The organism is Nostoc sp. CALU 1950 (assembly GCF_051172895.1).
Taxonomy (GTDB): Bacteria; Cyanobacteriota; Cyanobacteriia; order Cyanobacteriales; family Nostocaceae; genus Nostoc; species Nostoc edaphicum_A.
Window position 1 is genome coordinate 1 of sequence record NZ_JBDNJQ010000090.1, and the last position, 26228, is coordinate 26228.

The following is a 26228-nucleotide window of genomic DNA, read 5'->3' on the forward strand; positions in this document are numbered from 1 at the left end:
CCTCTAATTCCATTTGGTTTGCGTTCTCTCATATCGCTTTTAGTCTAAACTCCAGAACCTGACTATTTACGGTTTTGATGCAGATGCAGATGCCTGTGAAGCTGCTGAAGCTGAATTGGAATTGAAACAAATAAATTGGACTGAAAAACATATTCCTTTAGCGCTTGGGAAGTCTGTAGGAGAGGCAACCCTTTATGTAACTAAGCATCCAATGTGTAGTTCCCTATATCCGCCAAATGAACCATATACAACCAAATTTACCAATCTGCCGGAATTATGTAACTTGGATTTCACTATAGAAATTGAGACAGCTACATTAGATACTTTTTGCAACACTGAAAAAATAAATACAATAGATTTTTTACAAATTGATGTTCAAGGTGCAGAACTTCAAGTTTTAGAAGGAGCTTCGGAAATTTTAAAACGTGGTGTGTTAGGAGTCCAAGTAGAAGTTGAGTTTTCACATATATACGCAAATCAACCTTTATTTGCTGATGTTGATGTCTTTTTAAGAGGACATGATTTTACGTTATTCGATTTAGAAACTGCCTACCGTCATCGCGCTCGTTCACCAATTGCATCAACACAGCGTCCGGGGCAATTACTCTGGGGAGATGCTTATTATCTCCAAGATCCAATTAGGGAAAATACCAATCTTCAGATTAAAGATCCAGCTAAAATCCTCAAGTTAGCTTGTATAGCAGATGTTCTGGGCTTTCCAGATTATGCTTTAGAGTTACTAGAATACCTAACGGTTGAGTATGGCGTTAATCCAGAATACAATTTTGCTAACACTATTATAGAGAGTTTATCTAATTTTCCAGAATTGGTTAATTTTGGGTTAGATTCTCTACCTGTGGTAGCTAATCTTCGTCCTTTCATGAATATCTAAAGTGTTGCTCCTGTTATTAATTTTTACGTATTTCCTATTCTGTTACTTCACGTATAAAAGTGCCTTACTCAAACTCAGGTGGCCACAGTTCTGATACCGCCAGTTCCCAACCTGGTAGTAAGTCCGGTAATGTAAGTGTGTCTCCATTTTGCAACACCACTGGAGCTTGGTTTAATCGGTAAACTATTACTGTCAATTTGTCAGGGTCAATCAGTATGCCGACTACAGACCCAAGTTGCAAAAATAACTCAATCTTCTCTTCAAGTGGTTTAATTCTGTCGCTTTTAGATTTAATCTCAACCATCAGGTCTGGAACTAACTCTACAAAGTCGCGCTTGGTCTTCTTCAGCCGATCAGCGCGAACAAAAGACACATCAGGGGCACGCAAGTTTCTTTTTTCCGAGTCGTCCTCTTCTATTCTAGGTAATATGAAACCTGCGCTAGAACCAGTCACTCGCCCTAGCTTGCGCGACATTACCCAAATATTCAAGAAGGTACTCAACCGAGTGCCAATTTCTTCTGACTCGTAATCTGATGGCCCCATAACTATAATTTTCCCTTCTACCAGCTCCATCTGCCATTCTGGATGCTCGGTTTGTAGCTCCTCTAAGTCTGTAATGGTGAAAGACATAATATTACAGAAAATACTCTTATATATATCATAAGTACCACACTCTAAGAAAGCTAAAATGTATTGTATTGAAATAAAAATGGCTGTATAGGTTGCCATTAGTAGCATCAATAAAAACAGATGTAATTTTTTATGAACTTATCAAGGAACTAGCACAGATATTTTTTGAACTTATTAATAAACTTGATACTAATCCCAATATCTACACATTTATTGCACCTGAAGTTAAACAAAAATCATTTTGTCTAGACGGCTTATTTACTACTATTAAGGCTTTTAAAAATGAACCTTTATACTTTGTAGAATTACAAACCTATAAAGATGAAGATTTTACGAATGACTTTTTGGGGAAATTTTTGTTTACTTTCGTCAATAGAAACCAGCAAACTCAGACTGGTACGCAATTGTTATCTACGATCGCCGCATTCATGAAACCCCACCTCACCCACGCTATCAGGCTTTAGTAGAACAACATCTACGCTGCATTATTTGAATGAACTTTCTACCAGGGCTGAAGATTCTTTGGGAATAGGAATTGCCAAACTATTTGTAGAAACACCTACGAAAGCTACTTCCTTAGCCCAACAGCTAATCACTCAGGCACGAGGATAATTACTGGATGAAAACCTTCAAAAGAAAGTGATAGTATTTATCCAAGCCATTGGATTTTATAAGTTTCCCAATCTGACCTTAGAGGAAATTGAAGCCATGCTTGATTTAGATGCATTCAAAAATACTCGATTGTACGAGAGTATCGTGGCAAAGACTAAGCCGAAAACAGAACTAGAAACAAAATTGAAATTAGTGCCCAAATGTGTTGACAAAGGTATGAGCATTCAAGAAATAGCAGAATTTTTGGAACTAGATGTTGAAACTATCAGAAAATATCTGCAAGAACAGTCTTAGCAGTTAAGAGGATGTTTGGCAAGTGTTGAGCGCATAGTACGGTAGGCGTTTTGCGTAGGCGTAGCCCGCCCTTAGACATCGCTTACCATCTGCCATAGCCAATCGTAAATTGTTATGCTATATTAAGCGTAGTCGTTATGAGTTTATATATTGTCATGACTAACCCAACTGTAGAAAACTTGGTAATTATCGGTTCTGGTCCAGCAGGCTACACAGCCGCCATATATGCCGGACGCGCTAACCTGAAACCCGTTGTATTTGAAGGTTTCCAAGCCGGTGGTTTACCTGGTGGGCAACTAATGACAACGACGGAAGTTGAGAATTTTCCGGGATTTCCCAAAGGAATTACCGGGCCGGAACTGATGGATCAGATGAAGGCTCAGGCGGAGCGCTGGGGAGCTGAACTCTATACTGAAGATGTTATATCAGTTGACTTGAGTCAGCGTCCATTTACAGTGCGATCGCAAGAAAGGGAAATAAAAACTAACAGCATCGTCATTGCTACTGGTGCAACTGCAAAGCGTTTAGGTTTACCCAGCGAACACGAATTTTGGAGTCGGGGTATCTCCGCTTGTGCAATTTGTGATGGTGCAACACCAATTTTCCACGGTGCAGAATTAGCTGTGATTGGTGCTGGCGACTCAGCGGCGGAAGAGTCTATTTACCTCACTAAATACGGCTCTAAGGTAAATATGTTAGTACGCACCGATAAGATGCGGGCTTCTAAAGCCATGCAAGACAGGGTTTTGAGCAACCCAAAAATCCAGGTGCATTGGAACACAGAAGCCGTGGATATCTTCGGTAACAGTCACATGGAAGGGGTAAAAATCCGCAATACTAAAACTGGTGAAGAGAGCAAACTGCACGCTAAGGGTTTATTCTACGCCGTTGGTCACACTCCCAATACCTCTTTATTTAAAGGGCAATTAGAACTGGATGAGGTGGGTTACGTTGTCACCAAGCACGGTACTGTGGAAACCAGTGTAGAAGGCGTTTTTGCCGCTGGCGACGTGCAAGATCATGAGTTTCGGCAAGCAATTACGGCTGCTGGTACTGGCTGTATGGCGGCGATGTTGGCAGAACGTTGGTTGTCATCCAGTGGCTTAATTCAAGAATTCCATCAACAGCCAGAAACAGCAGACAATGAATTAGAACATCAGCCAGCCAAAAAGACTGAAGCTGAGGAAGAAGCTGGATTTAACTTGGATGGGACACGCCATGAGGGAGGTTATGCTTTACGGAAATTGTTCCATGAAAGCGATCGCTTACTCCTTGTTAAATACGTCTCTCCTGGTTGTGGCCCTTGTCATACCCTGAAGCCAATTTTAAATAAAGTGGTGGATGAATTTGACAGCAAAATTCACTTTGTGGAAATTGACATCGACAAAGACCGAGATATTGCTGAAAATGCTGGTGTGACAGGAACGCCAACGGTTCAATTGTTCAAAAATAAGGAACTGGTGAAGGAAGTCAAAGGTGTGAAGCAAAAGAGCGAATACCGCCAGTTGATTGAAAGTAATCTGTAAGAGAATGGGGAGTGGGGAGTGGGGAATGGGGAATAGTAAAAAATCATTGACAGTTACTAATTCTCAATACTCACCCCCCAACATCGCAAACTAACCTGTTAAATAAAGATACAGAAATAATCGTTGTATTGACCAAAGTTTGCGCCTGATTAAAATCAGAATCACCCGTAATCAAGAAATCTGCTTCTGCTGCCATAGCACAAGCTAAAAACTTTGCATCTTTTCTATCTCTGGGAAAATCAACTTCAAAATTGACATCAATTAGCGTTAGAAATGTATCGATAATTTCAAACCATTCACCTCTCACCTCATCTGTCAACTTAAATTTGCTTCGGCTTAAGACTTCTTTATATTCCACAATAATTTCTTCAGAAGCTATCCATTGCCAATCTGGATTATCAAAAATAAACTGAATAATATCTCTTGGTACTCTACCCTTAAGTACAGCAGAAACTAAAACATTCGTGTCAATAACAACTTTCATTCCCCGCGTTGGTAAGCTTCAATTTCTGCTGATATTTCTGCTTCTGTAATATCTTGTACTCCCGGTAGCGACTGTGTTTTATCAAATAAATCTCTCAGCTTTTTACTAATTTCTGCTCTTGGATTATTCTCAGCTAAGATAATTATTTCTACTCTTTGTCCTACCTGAAAAGGTAAATCAGATAATATTACTTGACTTGGATCTGTAATGGTGATGTATTTTTTGTAAGCGTTCATAATTCCTCCATTAACTTGGTCTTTCTCTACTTAAGATAATTAAATTTTGTGGTGACAACGGCTGGTAATTTATTTCTAGCAAAAATAAGGCATAATCTCACCTCTTCCTCAGTCTAGCTCTGTAACCACTGCGAAGCAATCGGACTTTTATTCAGGATGTTTACGCAATCCCCTATCTAATATGTAAAATGGTCAGCGTATCAAGCTTTGCTCCAGGCGATCGCACATGGCCATTACAAAACGGCGACTACCGACATTTTTACAGTTTGGCAAAAGTCTCAATCTTTCCCAAAAACTCATGCTCATCGGGTTAGCCATTACCCTATTTTTCATCTTCCTGGCATTCTTAGCTCCCGTATTCCAGGCTTGGGGATGGCTGCAAAACCCCAAAGATTTTCTTTCTAATCCAATTCACGAGCCACCCTCAGCTAAATATTGGTTTGGTACTAGTCGTCTGGGCTATGATGTGTTCTCCCGGACATTGTTCGGCGCTCAAGCTGCTTTGCAGGTGGTAATTTTGGCAACGGCGCTGAGTATGATTATCGGTGTACCTTTGGGGATGCTGAGTGGTTATCTCGGCGGGAAATTGGATAAAGTGTTGCTGTTTATCATGGATAGCATCTACACTCTACCAGGGCTACTGCTGTCTGTGACGCTGGCCTTTGTGGTAGGGCGGGGAATATTAAATGCAGCGATCGCTATTAGCATTGCCTACATTCCCCAATATTACCGGGTTGTTCGCAACCACACCGTAAGTGTAAAAACTGAAGTGTTTATCGAAGCTGCTCAAGCAATGGGCGCTTCCACTTGGGTTGTGCTTTCTCGTTACCTGTTTTTCAACGTCATTCAAAGTGTACCCGTCCTATTCACACTCAACGCCGCTGATGCAATTTTGGTGTTGGGTGGTTTAGGTTTTTTGGGGCTAGGACTTCCCGAAGAAGTGCCAGAATGGGGACATGATTTAAAACAAGCCCTAGAAGCTTTACCTACTGGCATTTGGTGGACTACACTTTTCCCCGGTTTAACCATGACATTCATGGTGGTAGGGTTATCACTACTTGGTGAGGGGTTAAATGAATTTGTCAATCCCCGTTTGCGGAGAGAAAATAGAATCCGAAAGTAGTCATTTGGTCATTAGTCATTAGCAAAAGACGAAGAACAAGGAACAAATGACAAATGACCAATGACAAATGACCAATAAACAATAGAGAGATTTGTATGAAAGATAATCTAACGTTAATTGCTGCCGCTACTGGCGGGTTTATGCTTTCCGTTGCCCTTGCTGGTATCTTAAGAGGTACTCCAGTTACAGCTTGGCAGGAGCAATCGAGTTTCCGTACCAAGACTGTTGCTGATTTACGACTCGCACCCAATAAGACAGAAAATTTAGAATTTTTTCGTGCCAAAATCCTAAAACCCTGACAAATTGTTGATTTTGAACTGGAGAATAGGGAATAGGGAATAGGGAATAGGGAATAGGGAATTAATAAGCTGTTAACCAATTACCAATGCCCAATAACAAATGACAAATGACAAATGACAAATGACAAATGAAGTAATTGGCATTGATGTAGGAGGAACAGCAATTAAGTTGGGGCGTTTTGCAGCTGATGGTACTTGTCTGCAATCTTTGGCTGTGGCAGCTCCTCAACCAACAATGCCGGAGGCGGTGCTGGCGGTGATCTTAGATGCGATCGCGCAAATTGATCCAGATAATCAAGCTGTGGCTATTGGTGTGGGTACTCCTGGCCCATCCGATGCCGCACAACGAATTGCCAAAATCGCCATTAACTTACCTGGATGGATCGATGTGCCTTTAGCAGACTGGTTAGAAGCTAAAACTGGCAAACCTACTGCGATCGCTAATGATGCTAATTGCGCTCTTTTGGGAGAAGCTTGGCTAGGAGCCGGTCGCCACTTTCAAAATCTGATTTTGCTAACTTTAGGTACTGGGGTTGGTGGCGCAATTATCCTTGATGGCAAACTATTTATTGGACATCAAGGAGCCGCCGGGGAATTAGGTTTAATTTCATTCAAACCAGATGGGCCAATTTGTAATAGTGGCAATCAAGGCTCTTTGGAACAATATGCCTGTGCTACTGCAATTCGCCGCCGCACTCTCAAGGAACCCATTGAATTAGGTGTTCTTGCCCAACAAGGAGATCTCACAGCCTTGACTTTTTGGCAAGAATATGGTAGAGATTTGGGAATTGGTTTGACGAGTTTGATTTATGTATTAACACCGCAAGCGATCGTCATTGGTGGCGGTATCAGTGGTAGCTTTGAGTTTTTCTTACCAGCAGTGAAGGCGGAAATTGAGAAGCGAGTGCAGCCTTTATCACGAGCGGGTTTACAAATATTGCCAGCGGAGTTAGGCAATTTTGCTGGGATAGTAGGTGCAGCAAAGTTGGCATGGCAACGCTATTCGGAATGTTAGATTATGGTTCAAACAATCCCAGCTAGAGACATCAGTCTTTACGAATTAGAAGAAAAATTTGGTTTACAACTTGCCACAGACAGCAATTTCTTTGCAGAGTGGACAGAAAATTTACCGACTCTGACTGATGCAGAGAAGCAAGCGCTGACACGAGTCAAAAGCAACTATTTAAACTTGAATAAGCACCGTCTGATGTCAGAAGAGGCGGTAAAAATGGTAGTGCTGTCTCCTCTACTCGATTTAGCTGGGTTTTATCAACCTCCTTTTGAGATTGAAACCGAGACTTCTGTGGAGATTTCTGCCGAAGACGAAAGCTTTCTCGTTAAAGGAAACATTGATGTTCTTGTCATCCAAAAACGTCTTTGGGTACTTGTCATCGAATCTAAAAGCAGCAAATTTGATGTGATGACAGCCCTGCCTCAAGCACTCGCTTATATGCTTGATCGTCCAAATTCTGCACAACCAACTTTTGGTTTACTAATCAACGGTAGGGAATTTGTGTTTGTCAAATTGATTCAACAAGAACATCCTTGGTATGCACGATCTTATGCACTATCAATTGAACGTGATTCAGAACTACACCAAGTACTCAGTATCTTGAAACGCCTTGGAGAATTAATTGTGCTTTTACCCTCTGAGAACTAGGGATTGAGGCTTATCGCCTACCTATACTTGCAACTCAAATCCAGGTAATATATCTTCTCCAGAAAGAATCGCCGGCATTTGCATAACTTCTACAGCTTTTTCGAGTCGGTAAATTTCCACTTGCTTATCTTGAGGATTAATTAGCCAACCTAAACGCAAACCGTTTTCTATGTATTCCTGCATTTTCCCTTGGATAGGTGCAAGCCGATCTGTCTCGGAACGCAATTCAATGGCAAAATCAGGTACAAGTGGCGGAAATTTTTTTCGTTGTTCTAGTGTTAAAGCTTCCCATCGTTCCAACTTTACCCAAGCCGCATCAGGGGAACGTTTTGCACCATTTGGAAGTATAAAGATAGTTGAAGAACTAAAAACTTTCCCTAACTTAGCTTGACGATTCCAATTATTCAAGTCTGTAATTAAATCTGCTTCTTGATTTCCGCTTTCTCCTCCTACTGGTGGCACAATTATTAATTCTCCTGCTGCATTCATTTCCAGGCTTAAATCGCCATTAGCAATACACAATTGATAAAATTGTTCATCGGTTAAATGAGCGATCGGTTTTAGATTCAGCACAACAGTATTCATTGAATCTTTCCTCGTGCCTTTATTGTTAACATCGTTATCTTTAGTTAAAAATTTAGCAGGGGTAAGTTCCTCGTTCATACTAAGACAAAGAATATCCAGTTGCTTTCTTAACGTATTTCACAACTTTTTCATAAGATTCAGGGTTACTCACAGGGTTGATGATGATGGGAATAGTTCCATCTGGCAACCAAAAAGTTATTCTGCCGTTCGGTTCATGACAAAAAGAACTGATGCAGTTGAGATTAATTACATATTCGTTTTTTTCGTAAATAATTTTCACCCAGTGGGCATGATCTAATTCTAATCCTGTCACACATTCTAAATAATCGAGAATCTTTTGATAATCTTCTAAGTTAGTTTGCGGGTGAATCACTATAGGAATGGCACTATCGGGTAGCCAAAAAGTAACTCTGCCATTCAGTTCATAACAAAAAGCATGGACACGTTCAAAATTCACTACATATTCTCTCCTCTCGTAAAGGATTTTCACCCAGTACGCCACAACATCTCCTCAAGTCCGAAATTTACGAATGATGCACCCTGGATGTCCAAATCTATTGAAACTTTAAGTTAATGTTGCTATGCACCAATTCAAAATCTAAAAAATTAATTTTGAATTTTGAATTACGAATTGTTATGACACCTCCAATGGTGTTGGCGTGCTTGATGTCGAAAGAGAAAGAGCGATCGCTGTTTGAATAAACCCTTTAAATAAAGGATGAGGGCTACTGGGGCGTGATTGAAATTCTGGATGAAATTGGCAAGCAAGAAAGAATGGGTGCTTGGTTAATTCCACAATTTCAACTAAGCGTCCATCGGGAGAAGTACCACTGATCACATAGCCAGACTTTAACAACAAATCGCGGTAAGCATTGTTGAACTCATAGCGATGTCGATGTCGTTCATAAATCACATCTTCTTGATAGAGCTTAAAAGCTAGAGTATCAGGGAGAACACGACAAGGATATAGTCCCAACCGCATTGTACCCCCTAAATCAACCACTTCCTGCTGTTCTGGCAATAAATTAATTACCGGATTAGTTGTATAGGCGTCAAATTCAGCACTGTTAGCACCTGTTAATCCCCCTACATTTCTGGCCCACTCAATTACGGAACATTGCATTCCCAGGCATAAACCCAAAAAGGGAATTTGGCGATCGCGGGCGTATTCAATGGCGGCAATTTTGCCATCGACTCCCCGAACCCCGAAACCTCCTGGTACAACTATGCCATCGACACCCGCAAGATAATTTTCGGCTGGTTCAGATTCCAAATTTTCTGAGTTCACCCAACGTAGGCGCAGTTTGCCATAAGTGGAAATTGCCGCATGGTTCAACGCTTCCACTACAGATAGATAGGCATCACTTAATTGCACATATTTACCAACAATGGCAATTTCTACTTCGTGTTTGGGACTATGTAACCGTTGTACCAGGGTTTGCCACTGCGTCAAATCTGGTTTACGTTGTTCCATGTGCAGCAAGTTCAGTACTTGTTCTGCCATTCCTTCCCGTTCCAGATTTAGCGGTACTTCATAGATACTTTTAGCATCTTGGGAAGTGATGACACATTCTTCGGGTACATCGCAAAATCCCGACAATTTCTGTTTTAATCCCTTGGGTAAGGGGCGATCGCTCCGACAAACTAAAATATCTGGTTGAATACCAATGGATCTCAGTTCTTTAACTGAATGCTGTGTCGGCTTAGTTTTCATCTCACCCGCAGAGGCAATCCACGGCACCAGCGTTACGTGCATATACAGCACATTCTGCCGTCCCACTTCTTTGCGGAACTGGCGAATTGCTTCCAAAAACGGCAGTGATTCAATATCTCCCACCGTCCCGCCGATTTCTGTAATGACTACAGAGGGGTTTGTACTTTTAGCAACTCGCAGAATTCGATCTTTAATCTCATTGGTAATATGAGGAATTACCTGTACAGTACCGCCATTGTAGTCTCCGCGCCGCTCTTTATTGATCACCGCCTGGTAAATCGAACCAGTAGTAACGCAATTCAAACGCGACATTGAAGTATCGGTAAAGCGTTCGTAATGCCCCAAGTCCAAATCTGTCTCCGCACCATCTTGGGTAACGAATACTTCCCCATGCTGAAAGGGACTCATCGTCCCAGGATCGATATTGATATAAGGGTCGAGTTTGAGAATCGACACCGAATATTCGCGCGACTTGAGCAAACGCCCTAGACTTGCTGCTACAATGCCCTTACCAATACTGGAAACTACGCCTCCAGTAACAAAGATAAACTTAGTCATAGTAATTTGAATTTCTAACAACTTCTAAAAATACATCCCGTCATTGTGCCACAGTTATTGTGGTGTACTATTCTGTGATTTTGCTGTGAAAAACCTTCTAGGATTAGTAATATTGGGCTGTATTCTCACCTCCTCAATAGCATCGGCAGAGCCATCGCTTATAGTCGTTTTTCCCCAGACAAACTACCAGACAAGTGCCGAAAAAATCTTCTTTCTGGGCACTGCACCACCAGATGGTCAGGTTTTGATCAATAGTAAGCCAATTACCCGCAGCAAAGCTGGTCATTTTTCCCCTAGTTTACCCTTGCAGTTGGGGGAGAATCTTTTCACAGTGCGTCACCAAAATCAAGAACTCCAGATTAAAGTTACAAGGCTTACCACTAGCCCTGAGTTACCACAGGGGTTAGCCTTTGCTAAAGATTCCCTGACTCCCGCAGTTGACATTGCCAGACTACCGGGAGAACTAATTTGTTTTAGCGCGATCGCACCCCCTAACGCTAATGTATCTGTCAAACTAGCTAATCAAACGATTGCCCTTTCACTTCAACCCCAACAGGCACAACTACCAAGTAATTTGGCAGCTTTGACAGGGCAAAATCAGCCTCATGCCCAGTCTAGCGTAGGCAATTACAAAGGTTGCACCACAGTGCAAAAACCTGATCCTGATTCCTTCAGCCTGATTTACGGTAACAACATCATTTCTGGTGCTGTTGTCCCAGACTCAAGTCAAGAGGTAGATTTGGGACAACCTCAGTTTCAACTGACGCTCAATGGCAAGACGATAACTCAACCAGGAACTGGCAAAATTCAAATCCTCTCAAGAGCAAAGTTACCAGTTGTTGAGGTAATTGCAGACGCAGGCGTTGCTCGAACTGGCCCGAGTACCGATTATTCTCGACTCACACCACTGCCCAAAGGCACACGAGCAACAGTTACAGGTAGAGAAAGTGAATGGTTACGCCTCGACAATGGCACCTGGATTAATAGTAAAGAAACGCGCATTTTACCTGGTGCAATTCCGCCACAGACAATAATTCGCAGTGTCGGATACCGTCAAATCCCTGGTGCGACAGAGATAGTTTTCCCCTTGCAAGTTCCTGTACCTGTGAGCGTACAACAAAGTGAGCAAGCTCTCGCTCTCACCCTCTACAATACCACTGCCCAAACGGACATAATTCGCCTGGATGATGACCCCCTAATTGAGCGCCTAGACTGGCAACAGGAAGCTCCAGGACAAGTAAAATACACCTTTAACCTCAAAAAAGCTCAACAGTGGGGATATAAGCTGAGATACGACGGAACAACCCTGGTTTTAGCTTTGCGTCATCCGCCTAAAATTGGGAACACAAGACGCAAGCCTTTAGCTAATTTCAAGATTGTACTAGATCCAGGGCATGGCGGTAAAGAATCTGGTGCCAGTGGCCCAACTGGATATTTAGAAAAAGATGTGAATTTGGTGATATCTAAGTTGTTGCGCGACGAGTTGGTGAAGCGGGGAGCAACGGTAGTGATGACGCGGGAGGACGATCGCGAAGTTTCGCTAGTAGAACGTCAGGCAATTATCAGTCAAGAAGAACCTGCGATCGCTCTTTCCATACACCACAACTCTCTACCCGATAATGGCGATGCCGAAAAAACCAAGGGATTCGGCACGTTTTGGTATCATCCCCAAGCTCACAGCCCCGCAATATTTTTACAGAATTATGTAGTCAAAAAACTCGGCAGGCCTTATTATGGCGTGTTTTGGAACAACCTAGCGCTGACACGTCCCGCTGCTGCGCCATCAGTGTTGCTGGAATTGGGTTTTATGAGTAATCCTGATGAATTTGAGGAGATAGTTAACCCAGAAGAACAGAAAAAAATGGCAAATGCGATCGCTCAGGGAATTACTGAGTGGTTCAGGAGTGTGAGATAAATTTTGGTTCTTAATTGTATTTGGTGGAGTGCGATAGGTGATGATTACTAAAGAAGAAATTACTATCAAAGTTCCCTCTGAGGTAGCAGAGGCATACCGCAATGCCACTGAAGAAGAACGGGAACAATTGCAACTTAAGATTGCGGCAATTATGCAGTCTCAATTTACAACTTCTAGACTTGAGTCCATTGCACGTTTGAGAAACACGATGGATAAAGCTAGTCTTGAGGCACAAGAGCGAGGATTAACGCCTGAAATCTTAAAATCGATTTTGAATGATGACAAATAATCGACAGTTTGTTTTTGATACTAATGTGCTAATTAGTGCATTTTTGTTTAGTCAAAGCAAGCCGCGTCAGGCATTAGATCAAGCTCAGGATATTGGCGTTATCCTATTATCAAATTCTGTTTTATCGGAGTTAGAAGAGGTTTTATATCGTCCAAAATTTGATAGATATCTCACTAAAGAAAGGCGGCAAGAATTTCTAGAAAACTTAACAGAAAATTGTCAATTTATTGACGTGAATGAGCAGATTAATGAATGCCGAGACCTAAAAGATAACAAATATTTGGAATTAGCACTTAGTGGTCAAGCAGAGTGTATTGTTACCGGAGATGATGATTTGCTAGTGCTAAACCCCTGGAGGGGCATTGAGATTCTGAATGTTCAAGAATTTTTAGCAAGCAAATAAAGCGAAGAGACTACACCGTTTTGAACCAAATTAGGGTTCTTGTCAGATTTTGGTGATGAGGAAAGGTTACGCACTTTAAGGCAGAAGGCAGGAGGCAGAAGGCAGAAGGTTTTAAGACGTTTTGTTATCCTCATTGGGACTTGTGACCTTTTGGGGCGATCGCTTACGGTTTTGTTGTGATGCAGATGTTCTATAATCCTTGCATTGCTTCAATTGTGTGAATTTTTCTTCCTCCTTCCTTCTGCCCTCTGCCGTCTGCCTTCTGCCTTGTCCCAACCAAGATCACCAAAAGTTGCCAAGAACCCAAATTAGTTCAGAATTGCTTGACCGAGATTAGCGATCGCTCCTTCCGATACATTTATTTCTTTGTAGTAACTTCAATTTTGTAAGCCTGACGACCAAGCTTCTCTTGAACGAACTTAAGAAGTTGCGCTTTATGTTGAAGCAACCATTCAGGCTTATTATTAGGATACAAATATATATTGTAAGTGTAAGTGTAGACTTCCCAATCAACTTTGTAAACTGCTTTGCAATGGTAAAATAAATTAACTATTCTTGTTATAGTTCTTATAGCCTTTTCACTTTCTAATGTAAATGATAAATCTAGATTTTTGGGAATACTCAAATCTGTTTTAGGATTACTCAATTTTGTTTTGTTCTGCCGAAAATCAATTTCATTCCTGCCTTTACATCTATTGCAAATAACACACAAAGTTTGTGAGTTTTTTATAGATGTTTCTCCACCCATAGAAAACGGTTTAATATGGTCAATTTGTAATTTACCTTCTGCCTTGACTCCACAACATAGGCAAGCATAACCGTCTCGCTCTTTTACTTGTTCTTTTTCTTCTTCCGTGAGTTCCCTCGGTGGTTGAGGCATACGCTTAGATGTAGATGTAGGTGCTTTACTAGCATCTCCATCAGTAATTATTTTATTGATAACCAACTGAAGTGCTGTTAGAAGACGATTTGGTGTTTTATAGAAAGTTCCCCACAACATTCCAGCTTTTGAAAACTCTTGCTTGACATAGTTGTTTAGTTCTGGATTTGAAAAATTAATTAGCTCATGAGCAATTTTATCTAAGTCATAGATTTCTCTTTCTTCAAAGGAATGATACGGGGGTTTAGAATGTAGATCATCTTGAGCAATGTGACGAACAATCTTAATTAAATCTGAATTAAGTCTTCTGCCAATGTCATCAGTTTCATCGTCAAAATAGTTATCTATCCATTCTTCAACTTGAGGTTGTATCCATTTATCATCAAGATACTCTTTAGACCATTCATCTAGTAGCTTTGGGTCAGTAATAGAGCTAATAAAAGCCTCAAACTTTGATTGTGTATGTTCATAGACCATGACAAATTCGGTAAATGGCTCCATTGAGTCATTGTCATTATCAGAGTTAGCATATACAATTTCAGTTTTATACCATCCAATAGGAAATATTTTCTTGTATTCTATTGGATGAACTTCATCATTCTCAATTGACTTCGATAATTCTTCGATTAGACGAATTGATATATATTCGAGTGGATAATTTTCTCCTTTTTCAGGCTTTTCATCATCAGGTTTAGTACCCCCATCTCTTGGGTCAACCCAATCAATTAAACGTTTCCAGTCATCGAAGAATAAAATAACATTTGCCTCACTGCTGCTCCCTCCTGCTTTTTTCCCACGTAAAGCTCTACCAATCATTTGAGTCATTAGAATTGAGCTTGTTGTTTGGCGAGTAATAAATACAGTTTGAACATTGGGAACATCAACCCCTTCTGTTAACATTCTTACATTGATTAAAACATCAAGCTTATCACTTTTGAAATCATATAAAATTCTTTTATTGTCATCTTCTTTACGTTTATTTCTTGCATCTGCCGAACCTGGATCAGCATCTATATGCGAATAAATTGCATCTGCTCTAATGCCTTTTTCAACAAGTTTATTCTTTATGTATTCACATTGAAACCAACGGTCAGCAAAGATAATAGTTTTACCATAAGTATCTTTTTTAGACACATAGCTGTTTACTATAAAATTGTTTCTATCTTTCTTTTTTGCAAGAATTTCGATAATTGATTCAGGAAGGTCTTTATGTTGCTTAACTAATCGGTTGTATAATTTATCATCAACTTCCATGTCTATGCCAGTTGATACTTCAATGTAATTAGGTCTAGCTAAAATACCTTGTGCTATCAAAGTTTCTTTATCAGCTTGATAAATAACTCCATTATCTCCATCTGTAAATATTTTCCATAGCCAACCTTTCTTAGCCTTATCTGTATAAGTTGGTGTAGCTGTTAAACCAAGTATATTGGAATTTGGTACTAGCTTTCGAAGTCCTTTTTCACCAATCAATAAATTTCTGCAACCATAAGCCGGTGAATGGTGAGCTTCATCAACTATTACAAAAAGTCCTGTTTCTTTAGAATCCTCAATAAATTTTCTAAAAGCTGTCTCAACCTTATTACCCGAACTGTCCTGATTATTAGGGTGTAAATTACTGATAGCTGTTTGTATTGTCATAATGACAATATCATCGGTTATTTTGATAGATGATGCGTTGGCATGAGAAGGATTGCTGGAAACGCGCCTAATATTCAATGTTTTTTTAGAATGTGAAATATCTCTGGCATTTTCACAAAAAGTAGAGAATGCTTGATCCAGTAGATAAAACGAAGGAGCTAACCAAAGCATTTTAATATTTTTAGGGATTACATGGTCACACGACCACTTAACAGCTGTAAATGTTTTGCCTGCACCTGTTGGAAGTACTAATAGTCCACTTCTCGGTTCTTTACTGTCAAGCTTAAATGTATTACTGAGTTTTTTAAACGCCTCGACTTGATGCTGAAAGGGAGGCTTAGGCGAAAAGTGAGTATCTCTTTTTCTCAGTTGCTCAAGATTCAGCGATTCATACTCTGCATATTGCATAAAGATTTTCTTTGTTTGGAACGTAAGTTTTTCTGGATAAATACAATTTGTATTTCCAACTTATGATTCCCATAATTTATTGTGAGGTATCACTTTGCCAAATCGATAAAACTTTACGCTAAAAAATTTAATAAACCTCGAACGCGTAATAAGGGTACTAGAGAATTGCGCTCAAAACCGTTGTTCTCGATTGCCTATGTGAACTAAGGTAAAAAATTTTGGGGCTTATTTTCTTATAGTTCCCATTTGCCCGTGATTACTAAATTTTTCGGCTTGCCATAAAGTTCGCAAACTTGCGTCATTACTTAACAGCAGAGTTTGCGATATCTTGATTTCAGTGCTTTTACCCTGCCAGAACCCCTTTGATCGCGGGTAGAAATATATGAAATCTGATATTTTGAAACTGTATGTATTTTAAGTTAGGCGGCATAGTAGGAGCGATCGCTATTTTATTGAGTAATGGTAGTGCCATTGCTCAAGATGCACAAAGATATCTCACTGTAGGACATGATAAATTAGGAAACAGTGTAGCTCTGGATACAAAAACTATTAAGGGCACTACATACAAGCTTTACGGTATCTATGGAGATGGCATCTTCGAGACTACGTTCGATGCTTCGTGTAATGAATCGCGGCTTTTTCTCAATCGCATTGCCATTTATGGGTTGGATGGACAACTACTTCAAGAAGATCAGGAGAAAGGAGAAATACCTTTTGTAGCTAATTCTTCACCAGGAAAAGGAATGCAAATTGTTTGTCAAAAGATTGGTGCAGGTGGTTGGTAGGTGCTAAATATTTTATAAGTAGGGAATGGGGAATGGGGAATAGGGGATAGAGAAGAAACTTAATCACTAAATACCCATGCCCAATGCCCAATGCCCCATGCCCCATGCCCAATCAATATACAGGTAATACTAAGGACAAAACAACGTGTCACGCGTATCTCGTCCTGTAATGGGATTAGTTCCTTTGGCAAGTTTGCACAATTTTTTTTGCTCATCGGAACGCAGCAGCGTATCGGTAAAATCTGCCCCGTCAATTATTGCACCGTCAAATCTGGCGTTAGCAGCAAATGCACCCTCCAATAGTGCATTTGTCAAATTTGCTCTGACTAAACGAGCCGAGTCTAAAGTGGCATTTCTCAAGTCAGAACCCTCCAAATTCGCAGATTCCAAATTCGCTGCAAAGAAGCTGACACCGTTCAAATTAGCATGGCTGAAGTTGCTCTGGCGAAGATTAGCTTTGGTAAAGCTGGAGTCTGTTAAATCACGTCCTGAGAAATCAGCCTCAACCAAAATCTCTTTATTATATTCGAGTGCCAAAGCTGTTGGAGCAAAACCGACTGTTGCAGTGATGACAATCATTCCCCAGAGGAATAAGCTGAGTATGCTTGCCCAAATTCGATGGTCTGTTTTATGTTTCAACCCCAACTTTGTTCGGGATGAGTCGAGTTTAGAACCTGCTGTGCGTAGGCGTAGCCCACCGCAGGCATCGCTTAACCTAGAATTCGTAGCATTCATGATATTTTTAGTCAATGGCTAACCTTCCTCCATCCCATTATCCAGATATTGGTCATTTAGGAGAAGACCTAGTAGCCCAATGGTTGCAATCTACAGGTTGGATAATTCTCCATCGTCGCTTTTCTAGCCGCTGGGGAGAAATTGATATTATTGCTCAATATGATGGACGAACTGGGGAAAAACTCCTTACTCAGGACTCCTTACGGGCTAAACGCCCCGCTACCGCTAACAGCACTCAGCACTCATTATTGGCATTTGTTGAAGTTAAAACCCGCAGTTCAGGTAGTTGGGATGCTGGGGGAAGAAGTGCAATCACTACACAAAAGCAAGCAAAAATTTGGCGTACAGCTGGAATATTTTTAGCCCAGTATCCTGAGAAGGCAGATTATTCTTGTAGATTTGATGTTGCTATTGTCTACTGTCAAAGAATATCAAAAAATCTGACTGGGGTTACAGCAAGCCAGGAAGCTCTAGCTACTTTATCAGTAGACGGATATAAGTTTAAGCTGCAAGAATACATTCCGGCAGCTTTCGACTCTTCAATTGATAATGGTTAATCGGTAATGGATAAGATATCTTCATTACCAATGACCAATAATTTGGTAGTGGCGTTACAACCAAATAGTGTCACGCCAAGGTTTCTGGGCAGTAGCCTAAGCCCCGGACAAACTGTTGTCGGAAGGCCTCGATTTCGTCTCTCTCTGGGCTACCATGAGAAACGATCGCTACCTGATAGCGACGCATTACGTCCACAGGGCATTGTCCCGCTTCCAAACTCCAAAGTGCCATTTGCACCCTCATTGGCGGTTCATAGCTAATTCCTAATTCGTTTAGAAAAGCCCGAAAGTCGCCATCTTCTTGGAGCGAGACTTGACCTCTGAGTTTGATCCTAACCACCCAGCCATCAATTTGATGAATTACGGTGACGAATGAAACTGGTGTCTGGGGTCTAGCGTGGAGGTGTTGAACGACCCTCAGGGTTAGACTGGCATTTGCCAGATAGTACAAGTATTCCATGTTTGTTGGTGCTTGGGATCAAAGCCAATCCTACATATCTATATTCGTCAATCAGTGCCTCTTCCCGGTAGGGTAAAAGCCCCCGTTTTTAGATGGGGAGGTTTACCCAATTTTTATGTTAATTTTTCCGTGTTACTTAATAGTAACAATCTTATAGCCTAGCGACAAAACTGAGCGAAAATGTCTTAAAGTTCCTTTAGAAGGGAAAACTTAACCCAGCCTTTTTAAGAGAGTATAAATACTAGATAAAGCAAAAACTAGTACAAGCCAATTTGAAAGATACATCTAGCCCACAAGAAAAAGATTTGGAATTAGATTGCTCGGTAGCTGGCTATGACTACGAACTACCTCCAGAATTCATTGCCCAAAACCCAGCAGTTCCTAGAGATAGTTCACGATTACTGGTAGTTAATTCTTCTACTACAGGCATCGAAACAGCAGCCCTACACCACATTTTCCATGATTTGCCTGCACTGCTGCGCTCTGGTGATTTGTTGGTTATGAACAATACAAGAGTCATTCCAGCGCGGCTTTATGGTCATAAATCTACTGGTGCTAAAATCCAGGTGTTGCTGTTGGAAGAACGACAGCATAACTGTTGGTTAGCTTTAGTTAAGCCAGGAAAAAGCTTCAAACAGGGAGCTAAGATTATTTTTGAACCAAGGCAATTAGGAATTAGGGATCAGAAAGATTCCTACCCATTACCCAGTCCCCAGTACCCAGTCCCCACTCCCCAGCTAACGGCTACAGTTATAGAAACAGACGTAGCAACTGGGGGGCGTTTGTTGCAATTTGATGTGCCAGAAGGAAAGTCTTTGGTGCAATTATTAGAGGTGTTTGGTGAAATCCCGCTACCACCATACATCACTACTTCAGAAGCCGCTGACGGACAGTATCAGACAGTTTATGCCAAACAGCCAGGAGCGATCGCAGCACCAACGGCAGGATTACACTTTACCCCAGAATTATTAGAAAAGTTGCGCGATCGCAAAATCAATCAAGCTTTTGTGACGCTACACGTTGGTGTAGGCACATTTCGCCCTGTGGAAGTGGAGGATGTAACTACCCATCAGATGCACGAAGAATGGATTGAAGTTCCCGCCGCCACAGTAGAGCAAATCCGCGCTACTAAAGCAGCTGGCGGTCGGATTATTGCTGTGGGAACAACGGCAGTCAGGGCTTTAGAAGGGGCGGCTAAATCTGGGAATTTACAACCATTTTGCGGGAAAACAGACTTGTTTATTTATCCCGGCTACCAATGGCGGGTGGTAGATGGTTTGATTACCAATTTTCACTTACCGCGTTCTAGTTTGCTGATGTTGGTAAGTGCCCTAATTGGCAGACAACGGTTATTGAATATATACTCTGAAGCGATCGCTTCAAAGTATCGCTTTTATTCCTTTGGTGATGCCATGCTAATTTTACCGGAAGCTGTAAGAGTGGAGAGTTAGGAGTTAAAAGTTGGGAATTTGGAATTTTTTCTTTCGTGGTGGGTACTCTGACTTATGAGGAGTTAAAAATAAGTACAGGTCTACTATTCATGTCTGAAAAATACCTATTTTCTCATTGGTTTAATTTATTTTGCCAGGTGACACTCGCTGGCTGTTCTGCGTTTTTGGTCTTGGCTACACCAACAATTACTAATTTACCCGGAAGCAAGCTGCTAGGAGAAACCGCAATTTCTCAGGATCTTCAAGCAGCTAGCTTTTTTCAGCAGGGAGTGACGCGCTATAATCGCAAAGATTTACTGGGTGCGGAATATGCGTTTCGCCAAGCGTTACAGCGAGATCCTAGCCTTGGGGCAGCGCGAAATTATCTGGGTAATATATTCATGGAGCAAAATCGCCTGGATATAGCTTTACAAGAATATACAGAGGCGATTAGAATTAATCCCAATTTGAGTGAAGCTTATTACAACTTAGGGTTAGTGTTGCACCGACAAGGAGAAAAAGATGCAGCGATTACGGCTTATCGCCAGAGCCTGGTAATAGATTCCACAAGGGTAGCAGCGCTATATAATCTGGGTTTGGTGCTTTATGAACAAGGACAACTACAAGAAGCGATCGCAGCATACCAGCAAGTAATCAATCTAGATAGCAGTTATGCCAATGCTTATTTTAACTTAGCGATCGCCTTGCAACAACAAGGTCAAATAGAGCTTGCGATCGCCACTTATCGCCAAGCCTTGCAACTAGATCCTAAAAATGCCACAGCCTACAACAACATGGCAAGTTTACTGGCAATTCATGGTCAAGCTTCAGAGGCTATTTCTGTTTATCGGCAAGCTATTCGCCAAAATCCTAAAAATGCCTCAGCTTACTATAACTTGGGAGTCACTTTATATAATCAGGGCGACATCAAGAAAGCTAGTGGAGTCTTGAAACGCGCTCATAATGAGTATCGTGAGCAAGGCAATATTGAACAAGTTGAGAAAATTGAACAGCTAATGCAGCAAATTGCCCAGAAGGCTGGACAACAGCAACCTCAAGCCAGTCAAACAGCTACTCCTGCTCAGAGTTCAGATTCTACAAGTAATGTAGTACAAACACCTGAGCCAAAGACGCCGAATCAACCAGAAACGCCAGCCAACCCTGGCGATGTCCCTGTCTCAGTTGAACCACAATCTACTTCAACGAGTCCCGGACAATGAAACCAATTCGCAATGGGCTAACGCCCCGCTCTGCTAACGCAATTCGCAATTAAACTAAGCCACCCACTAGGGGTGAAATTTCGACCTACCTTGCGATACAAGGATTATTTCGCACCACTTGCGGGCAAGGTTTTTACCTTTTCCCCTTATTGATAAAAAAGTCAGAGTTAGGAATAAATTAATAATCTCTAACTCTGCCAATTTTAGATTGAATGAAAAATCTAAAATCTAAAATCTAAAATTGAATGACTTCTAACTTTTTTAAATCGGCAAACGATTGATATCTTTATTGCAACCAATAACGACCATTGCTGAACCACGCTCTAAACGCTTAGTAGGGTCAGGATTAATTTGAAATTTACCATCCTGACTTACTGCTAGCAAATTTAAACCGTAGCGATTACGAAGTTGCAACTCAGTGATTGTTCTGCCGTGAAATTCATCAGGCACAATCAACTCTACAATACTGTTATCTGGATCGAGGTCAAACCGATCTAGGATTGCTGGTTTGGTAAGGGTACGCGCTAGGGCACAACCTGCTTCATACTCAGGAAAAACAACATGATCTGCACCTACTCGCCGCAACAGTTTACGGTGAACTTCACTAGAAGCTTTGGCAACTACGTGGGGAACACCAGCTTCTTTCACATTTAGGGTAGTTATGATGCTTTCCTGAACGTAGTTACCTATTGCTATAATCACAGTATCAAATTCAAAAATTCCAGCTTCTTTAAGTGCAGCTGGTTCTGTAGAGTCTAGTTGTAAAGCATGACCAACTATTCCCTCAGTTAATGCTTCTGAAACTCGTTTTTCATCAATATCTGTTGCCAGCACTTGATAACCAAAATTGTGCAGGGTAGAACAGACAGATCGACCAAAACGACCTAACCCAATTACAGCAAATTGGTGGTTATCTTTACGTAAACTGCGAAAAAAACTTAATGATGACAGATTCACCTTTGTTATCCTTATTATGGCTCCCTGTATTTAGGGCAAAAAACGCTTATACCGTTTGAATTAAAAATTTTATTTTTTGCCTTCCAATGTATATTTTATCAGTTTGAGCATTGGTTATTCTTTCTCCCCATTCCCTATTCCCTACTCCCCCTTTATAACTATCCCACGAGTAAATTTTCTTCAGGATAGTGAATTCTGGTGGGGCGAGGATCTCCTAATACAGCGGACATTAGTAGTAAAACACCTACTCTTCCAAAGTACATGGTTACAATTAATATGAGCTTTGCGGCTGTGGAGATACTTGCTGTGATGCCTGTAGAAAGCCCCACGGTAGCGAAGGCTGATACCACTTCAAACAGAATTTGAATAAAATCCAATCTTGGATCTGTAAGGCTAATTAAAATAGTGGCTAAAATCACGGTTGCCACTGAACCCACCAACACACCTACAGCTTTCAAAATTAAATTTATTGCTATTTTGCGATCGTATAACAAAACGTCTTCTTTCCCCTGGAGAATTGCTTTAGTGCAACTGGTCAACACTCTCAGAGTTGTTGTTTTCATTCCTCCTCCTGTACCACCTGGACTTGCACCAATAAACATCAGTGCAATCGTAATGAATAGTCCAGCGGTAGTCATTTTGCTAATATCGATGGTGTTAAAACCGGCAGTTCTGGGAGTAACTGATTGAAACCAAGCTACTAATATTTGGTCACGAAACTTAAGAGAGCCAAATGTTTCAGGGTTTCTAATCTCTATACAGAAAAAGGCAACTAACCCTATTACTAATAATATAATAGTTGTGCTAGTTGCAACTTTGAAATCTAGAGAAAATGTCTGATTATGAGTTTTTCTGAGGATGCGATCGCGCAACCAAAGATACATTTCCATAATTACCTGATAGCCAATCCCCCCAAAGATAATCAACATGGTGACGGTGAAGACTACTAAGAATGATGATTGATAGCCAATTAAGTTATCTTTAAACAAACTAAAGCCAGCATTATTCCAAGCATTAATACTATGAAAAATTGCTAGCCAAAGTCCTTGACTCCAGCCATATTGTGGAACAAAAGCTGGTAGAAGTAAGAATACTCCTGTAATTTCAAAAATTAAAGTCGTGGCAATAATTGAACGGATAACTTGAGAGCTACCACTCATTCCCGGTCGATCTAAAGCTTGTTGAATAGCAATTTTTTGCCGCATATCAAATTTACGACCAATGAGCAAAATCAGAAATGTGGTAGTTGTCATGTAGCCCAACCCGCCAATCTGAGCTAATAGCGCAATAAATAACTGACCCCAAAAGGAAAAATGAGTACCAGGATCAACTACTGATAAACCTGTGACACAAACTGCGGATGTCGAGGTGAATAGTGCCACAATCAGGTTATCCCATGTACCATTACTAGTCGAGAAAGGCATCATCAACAGGATAGTACCGACAGCGATGACAGCCAGAAACCCCAAACAAATTGTGCGAGCAACAGTCATATTAAGGTAAAATTTATAAAATTTTTTCCAGGGAAGATAAACCGGGGTTCACCCTCTCTGGAAACAAAAACACCTTATTTAATTAAAAACATACATGGTAGCCTACCTGTATGTTTTTTTTGAATTCTACTTCGTCTCAATACTACTTTTTTCATGAGTGCAACACTTTACCAGCAAATTCAGCAGTTCTACGATGCTTCCTCTGGTCTGTGGGAACAGATTTGGGGAGAACACATGCATCACGGCTACTACGGTGCTGATGGCAGCCAGAAAAAAGACCGCCGTCAAGCTCAAATTGATTTAATCGAAGAACTGCTCAATTGGGCAGGGGTACAAGCAGCAGAAAATATCCTGGATGTGGGTTGTGGCATTGGTGGCAGTTCTTTGTACCTGGCAGAAAAGTTTAATGCTAAGGCTACAGGGATTACTTTGAGTCCTGTGCAAGCGGCGAGAGCAACGGAACGCGCAACGGAAGCGAATTTGAGTCTAAGAACTCAGTTTCAGGTAGCCAATGCTCAAGCAATGCCTTTTGCTGACGATTCTTTTGACTTGGTTTGGTCACTGGAAAGCGGTGAACACATGCCAGATAAAACTAAGTTTCTCCAGGAGTGCTATCGGGTGTTGAAACCTGGTGGCAAGTTAATTATGGTGACTTGGTGTCATCGAGCGACTGATAAGTTACCACTGACAGCAGATGAGGAAAAGCATTTGCAGGATATTTATCGGGTGTATTGTTTGCCTTATGTGATTTCTTTACCAGAGTACGAAGCGATCGCACTTCAACTTCCATTAAACAATATTCGCACCGCCGATTGGTCGCAGGCTGTCGCCCCCTTTTGGAATGTAGTCATTGATTCGGCATTCACTCCCCAAGCGCTTTGGGGCTTACTAAATGCCGGTTGGACTACTATTCAAGGGGCGTTATCGCTGGGGTTGATGCGTCGTGGTTATGAGCGCGGGTTAGTTCGGTTTGGCTTATTGTGCGGCAATAAGTAGAAGGTAGGAAAAAGAGGGCAGTTTTTCCTCTTTTTCCTGCCGCGACCCGTTGAACCAAGAATCCTCACCCTAAAAGGGCGGTAGAGTGTCAATAGTTGTTGGAATCACTGTAAGAATTTCCACCATGATGCTCAGTTTTCACCCAGTGCGATCGCTCCTTTTGCACACACATCTTTAAAGTTGCCACAATCATCACAGGAATCCAATGCACCATGTATAATGACCCTTGAATTGTTGCCCAAAGCAAAGACCATCCTCGTAAACTTTGAAATTGGTAAAGTCCAGCAATAAAGGCAACCGTTAGAATGATGCTGAGTAGTGTCTGGAGGGGAAACAGAACTGGACGATGGTTATAAAATATAGTCCAAAGTAAATCGGGAATTAGTCCAATTGGCAGAATAAATTGCAATAGAAAAAACAATAACAAATCAATTTCTTTTGCCCAACCTAAAGTAAGAATTTGCGGAAAATAATCCAGGTAACGCTGATAGCCACCTTCAGCCCAACGACAGCGTTGATTCCAAAGTTTTGCCCAAGTGGTTACACCTTCTTCCTGAATTGATGGAACTGTAACAAACTCAATTTCCGCACCTTCTAAATAGAGTTTGAAGCAAAGATCCAAATCATCGGTGACAGTGTTCTCATTCCAACCTTGACACTTTTCTAACAATTCCCGACTAACTAACATCCCATTACCGCGCAGTTCAGACATTCCACCAATAGCAATGCGATGGGTTTGCAGAAAGCCATCACAATTCATTTCCATCTGCTGACAACGCGTTAAGAAGTTGGTATTAGCATTAGAAATTGCTTTTCGCACTTGCACTGCACCGATACCTTGCTTCTGAAATAGAGGTACTGTTTGCCGGAGAAAATTAGTAGGTAACTGAGCATCCGCATCACAAACTAGGATAATTCCTCCTTGGGTAAAGGGAAACACCGCATTCAAGGCCCCTGATTTACCACCTTTTGATTCCCGTCGATGAACTTGTAAAGCTGGAAATTGAGTTTGTAATTCCCTCAAAACCTGGGGGGTTTCATCGGTACTGCCGTCATCAACGACCCAAATATCTAGGCGATCGCTTGGATAATTCAATTGGTATAAGCTGTAAACTAGATCAGGCAAGACTAAACTTTCATTTTTAGCCGGAACTAAAATCGAGACTGGCGGTAAATAAATCTCACTCTCCATCACCGCCGCCACTGGTTTTACTAGCAGCATTCGTAACGTTTGCACAGTCAAGATTGCCGTTAATCCCAGCATCAACCATTGTGTTTCTGGTAGCCAGTGCAGCAAACTCACGCCACCCCAGACTAATAAAACTACTATGGTTGCTTTGAGACGGCGATAAAAGCTAATATTTTTACTGGGCTGATAGGTTTTTTTTTCCACTTTATTTGCTATTTAGGACTCCTATTTTATTTTTTAATAAATTTAGTACAAC

29 protein-coding genes are annotated in these 26228 nt (G+C 41.1%); 17 read left to right on the top strand and 12 right to left on the bottom strand.

What is annotated here, in order from left to right; genetic code table 11:
* Window positions 1-64 precede the first annotated feature (64 nt).
* The gene (locus tag ABF638_RS22585) at window positions 65-892 is read left to right on the top strand and encodes an FkbM family methyltransferase (RefSeq protein ID WP_435025243.1); all 828 of its coding nucleotides are present in this window, start codon (window positions 65-67) and stop codon (window positions 890-892) included.
* A 64-nt stretch (window positions 893-956) separates the two neighbouring features.
* Here ABF638_RS22585 and ABF638_RS22590 read toward each other — a convergent pair whose 3' ends face one another.
* Complete coding sequence (locus ABF638_RS22590) at window positions 957-1523, bottom strand: Uma2 family endonuclease (protein WP_435025217.1); 567 nt, start codon at window positions 1521-1523, stop codon at window positions 957-959.
* A 92-nt stretch (window positions 1524-1615) separates the two neighbouring features.
* Here ABF638_RS22590 and ABF638_RS22595 point away from each other — a divergent pair, with 92 nt between their 5' ends.
* From ABF638_RS22595 to trxB, 4 genes are all read left to right on the top strand, one after another.
* Window positions 1616-1987, top strand: a complete 372-nt coding sequence (locus ABF638_RS22595) for a DUF2887 domain-containing protein (RefSeq protein WP_435025218.1) — start codon at window positions 1616-1618, stop codon at window positions 1985-1987.
* A gap of 25 nt (window positions 1988-2012) precedes the next feature.
* The gene (locus ABF638_RS22600) at window positions 2013-2135 is read left to right on the top strand and encodes a hypothetical protein (RefSeq protein WP_435025219.1); all 123 of its coding nucleotides are present in this window, start codon (window positions 2013-2015) and stop codon (window positions 2133-2135) included.
* Between the two features lie 27 nt (window positions 2136-2162).
* Window positions 2163-2429 carry a hypothetical protein gene (locus tag ABF638_RS22605; RefSeq protein ID WP_435025220.1) on the top strand — a complete coding sequence of 89 codons (267 nt, stop codon included), beginning with the start codon at window positions 2163-2165 and terminating at the stop codon, window positions 2427-2429.
* Window positions 2430-2584: 155 nt separating this feature from the next.
* Window positions 2585-3955, top strand: a complete 1371-nt coding sequence (gene trxB, locus ABF638_RS22610) for a thioredoxin-disulfide reductase (protein WP_435025244.1) — start codon at window positions 2585-2587, stop codon at window positions 3953-3955.
* A 70-nt stretch (window positions 3956-4025) separates the two neighbouring features.
* Here trxB and ABF638_RS22615 read toward each other — a convergent pair whose 3' ends face one another.
* Both ABF638_RS22615 and ABF638_RS22620 read right to left on the bottom strand, forming a co-directional pair.
* Window positions 4026-4439, bottom strand: a complete 414-nt coding sequence (locus tag ABF638_RS22615) for a putative toxin-antitoxin system toxin component, PIN family (protein ID WP_435025221.1) — start codon at window positions 4437-4439, stop codon at window positions 4026-4028.
* The gene (locus ABF638_RS22620; protein WP_420761022.1) at window positions 4436-4675 is read right to left on the bottom strand and encodes a hypothetical protein; all 240 of its coding nucleotides are present in this window, start codon (window positions 4673-4675) and stop codon (window positions 4436-4438) included. The genes ABF638_RS22615 and ABF638_RS22620 overlap by 4 nt, the downstream gene beginning before the upstream one ends.
* 226 nt (window positions 4676-4901) lie before the next feature.
* Between ABF638_RS22620 and ABF638_RS22625 the strand changes: the two genes are divergently transcribed.
* The 4 genes from ABF638_RS22625 to ABF638_RS22640 all read left to right on the top strand — a co-directional run bounded on the left by ABF638_RS22625 (window position 4902) and on the right by ABF638_RS22640 (window position 7757).
* Window positions 4902-5798 carry an ABC transporter permease gene (locus tag ABF638_RS22625; protein ID WP_069072965.1) on the top strand — a complete coding sequence of 299 codons (897 nt, stop codon included), beginning with the start codon at window positions 4902-4904 and terminating at the stop codon, window positions 5796-5798.
* Between the two features lie 95 nt (window positions 5799-5893).
* Entirely contained in the window at window positions 5894-6097 is a 204-nt protein-coding gene (locus ABF638_RS22630) for a hypothetical protein (protein WP_069072966.1), read from the top strand.
* Between the two features lie 121 nt (window positions 6098-6218).
* Complete coding sequence (locus ABF638_RS22635) at window positions 6219-7112, top strand: ROK family protein (RefSeq protein WP_435025222.1); 894 nt, start codon at window positions 6219-6221, stop codon at window positions 7110-7112.
* Window positions 7113-7115: 3 nt separating this feature from the next.
* The gene (locus ABF638_RS22640; RefSeq protein ID WP_435025223.1) at window positions 7116-7757 is read left to right on the top strand and encodes a type I restriction endonuclease; all 642 of its coding nucleotides are present in this window, start codon (window positions 7116-7118) and stop codon (window positions 7755-7757) included.
* Window positions 7758-7778: 21 nt separating this feature from the next.
* On the opposite strand, the gene ABF638_RS22645 is transcribed toward ABF638_RS22640, so the two are convergent.
* The 3 genes from ABF638_RS22645 to ABF638_RS22655 all read right to left on the bottom strand — a co-directional run bounded on the left by ABF638_RS22645 (window position 7779) and on the right by ABF638_RS22655 (window position 10614).
* Window positions 7779-8342, bottom strand: a complete 564-nt coding sequence (locus ABF638_RS22645) for a Uma2 family endonuclease (RefSeq protein WP_435025224.1) — start codon at window positions 8340-8342, stop codon at window positions 7779-7781.
* A gap of 79 nt (window positions 8343-8421) precedes the next feature.
* Window positions 8422-8844, bottom strand: coding sequence for a hypothetical protein (locus ABF638_RS22650; protein WP_069072970.1), 423 nt, complete (start codon window positions 8842-8844; stop codon window positions 8422-8424).
* Between the two features lie 132 nt (window positions 8845-8976).
* Window positions 8977-10614 (bottom strand): CTP synthase, encoded by a 1638-nt coding sequence (locus ABF638_RS22655; protein WP_435025225.1) that lies wholly within the window; start codon window positions 10612-10614, stop codon window positions 8977-8979.
* Between the two features lie 85 nt (window positions 10615-10699).
* Between ABF638_RS22655 and ABF638_RS22660 the strand changes: the two genes are divergently transcribed.
* The 3 genes from ABF638_RS22660 to ABF638_RS22670 are packed head-to-tail and all read left to right on the top strand — an operon-like array spanning window position 10700 to window position 13221.
* The gene (locus tag ABF638_RS22660) at window positions 10700-12529 is read left to right on the top strand and encodes an N-acetylmuramoyl-L-alanine amidase (protein WP_435025226.1); all 1830 of its coding nucleotides are present in this window, start codon (window positions 10700-10702) and stop codon (window positions 12527-12529) included.
* A 40-nt stretch (window positions 12530-12569) separates the two neighbouring features.
* On the top strand, window positions 12570-12818 hold the full coding sequence (locus tag ABF638_RS22665; RefSeq protein WP_435025227.1) for a hypothetical protein: 249 nt from the start codon (window positions 12570-12572) through the stop codon (window positions 12816-12818).
* On the top strand, window positions 12805-13221 hold the full coding sequence (locus ABF638_RS22670; RefSeq protein WP_435025228.1) for a putative toxin-antitoxin system toxin component, PIN family: 417 nt from the start codon (window positions 12805-12807) through the stop codon (window positions 13219-13221). The genes ABF638_RS22665 and ABF638_RS22670 overlap by 14 nt, the downstream gene beginning before the upstream one ends.
* A gap of 358 nt (window positions 13222-13579) precedes the next feature.
* Here ABF638_RS22670 and ABF638_RS22675 read toward each other — a convergent pair whose 3' ends face one another.
* Window positions 13580-16150, bottom strand: a complete 2571-nt coding sequence (locus tag ABF638_RS22675) for a DEAD/DEAH box helicase family protein (RefSeq protein ID WP_435025229.1) — start codon at window positions 16148-16150, stop codon at window positions 13580-13582.
* 407 nt (window positions 16151-16557) lie between these two features.
* Here ABF638_RS22675 and ABF638_RS22680 point away from each other — a divergent pair, with 407 nt between their 5' ends.
* Window positions 16558-16935, top strand: coding sequence for a hypothetical protein (locus ABF638_RS22680; RefSeq protein ID WP_435025230.1), 378 nt, complete (start codon window positions 16558-16560; stop codon window positions 16933-16935).
* A gap of 129 nt (window positions 16936-17064) precedes the next feature.
* Here ABF638_RS22680 and ABF638_RS22685 read toward each other — a convergent pair whose 3' ends face one another.
* Window positions 17065-17670, bottom strand: coding sequence for a pentapeptide repeat-containing protein (locus ABF638_RS22685; RefSeq protein ID WP_435025232.1), 606 nt, complete (start codon window positions 17668-17670; stop codon window positions 17065-17067).
* 14 nt (window positions 17671-17684) lie between these two features.
* On the opposite strand from ABF638_RS22685, the gene ABF638_RS22690 reads away from it, so the two are divergent.
* Window positions 17685-18227, top strand: a complete 543-nt coding sequence (locus ABF638_RS22690) for a YraN family protein (protein WP_435025233.1) — start codon at window positions 17685-17687, stop codon at window positions 18225-18227.
* 70 nt (window positions 18228-18297) lie between these two features.
* Here the strand turns inward: ABF638_RS22690 and ABF638_RS22695 are convergent, their stop codons facing one another.
* Window positions 18298-18687: a hypothetical protein gene (locus ABF638_RS22695; protein WP_435025234.1), complete on the bottom strand. Its 390-nt coding sequence runs from the start codon at window positions 18685-18687 to the stop codon at window positions 18298-18300.
* A gap of 245 nt (window positions 18688-18932) precedes the next feature.
* Here ABF638_RS22695 and queA point away from each other — a divergent pair, with 245 nt between their 5' ends.
* Window positions 18933-20138 carry a tRNA preQ1(34) S-adenosylmethionine ribosyltransferase-isomerase QueA gene (queA, locus tag ABF638_RS22700; protein WP_435025245.1) on the top strand — a complete coding sequence of 402 codons (1206 nt, stop codon included), beginning with the start codon at window positions 18933-18935 and terminating at the stop codon, window positions 20136-20138.
* Between the two features lie 89 nt (window positions 20139-20227).
* Complete coding sequence (locus ABF638_RS22705) at window positions 20228-21337, top strand: tetratricopeptide repeat protein (protein WP_435025235.1); 1110 nt, start codon at window positions 20228-20230, stop codon at window positions 21335-21337.
* Window positions 21338-21598: 261 nt separating this feature from the next.
* Here the strand turns inward: ABF638_RS22705 and ABF638_RS22710 are convergent, their stop codons facing one another.
* Entirely contained in the window at window positions 21599-22294 is a 696-nt protein-coding gene (locus ABF638_RS22710) for a potassium channel family protein (protein WP_069068136.1), read from the bottom strand.
* Between the two features lie 158 nt (window positions 22295-22452).
* On the bottom strand, window positions 22453-23787 hold the full coding sequence (locus tag ABF638_RS22715) for a TrkH family potassium uptake protein (protein ID WP_435025236.1): 1335 nt from the start codon (window positions 23785-23787) through the stop codon (window positions 22453-22455).
* Between the two features lie 153 nt (window positions 23788-23940).
* Between ABF638_RS22715 and ABF638_RS22720 the strand changes: the two genes are divergently transcribed.
* Entirely contained in the window at window positions 23941-24783 is an 843-nt protein-coding gene (locus ABF638_RS22720; protein WP_435025237.1) for a methyltransferase domain-containing protein, read from the top strand.
* Window positions 24784-24871: 88 nt separating this feature from the next.
* On the opposite strand, the gene ABF638_RS22725 is transcribed toward ABF638_RS22720, so the two are convergent.
* On the bottom strand, window positions 24872-26176 hold the full coding sequence (locus ABF638_RS22725; protein ID WP_435025238.1) for a glycosyltransferase: 1305 nt from the start codon (window positions 26174-26176) through the stop codon (window positions 24872-24874).
* Window positions 26177-26228: the final 52 nt, after the last annotated feature.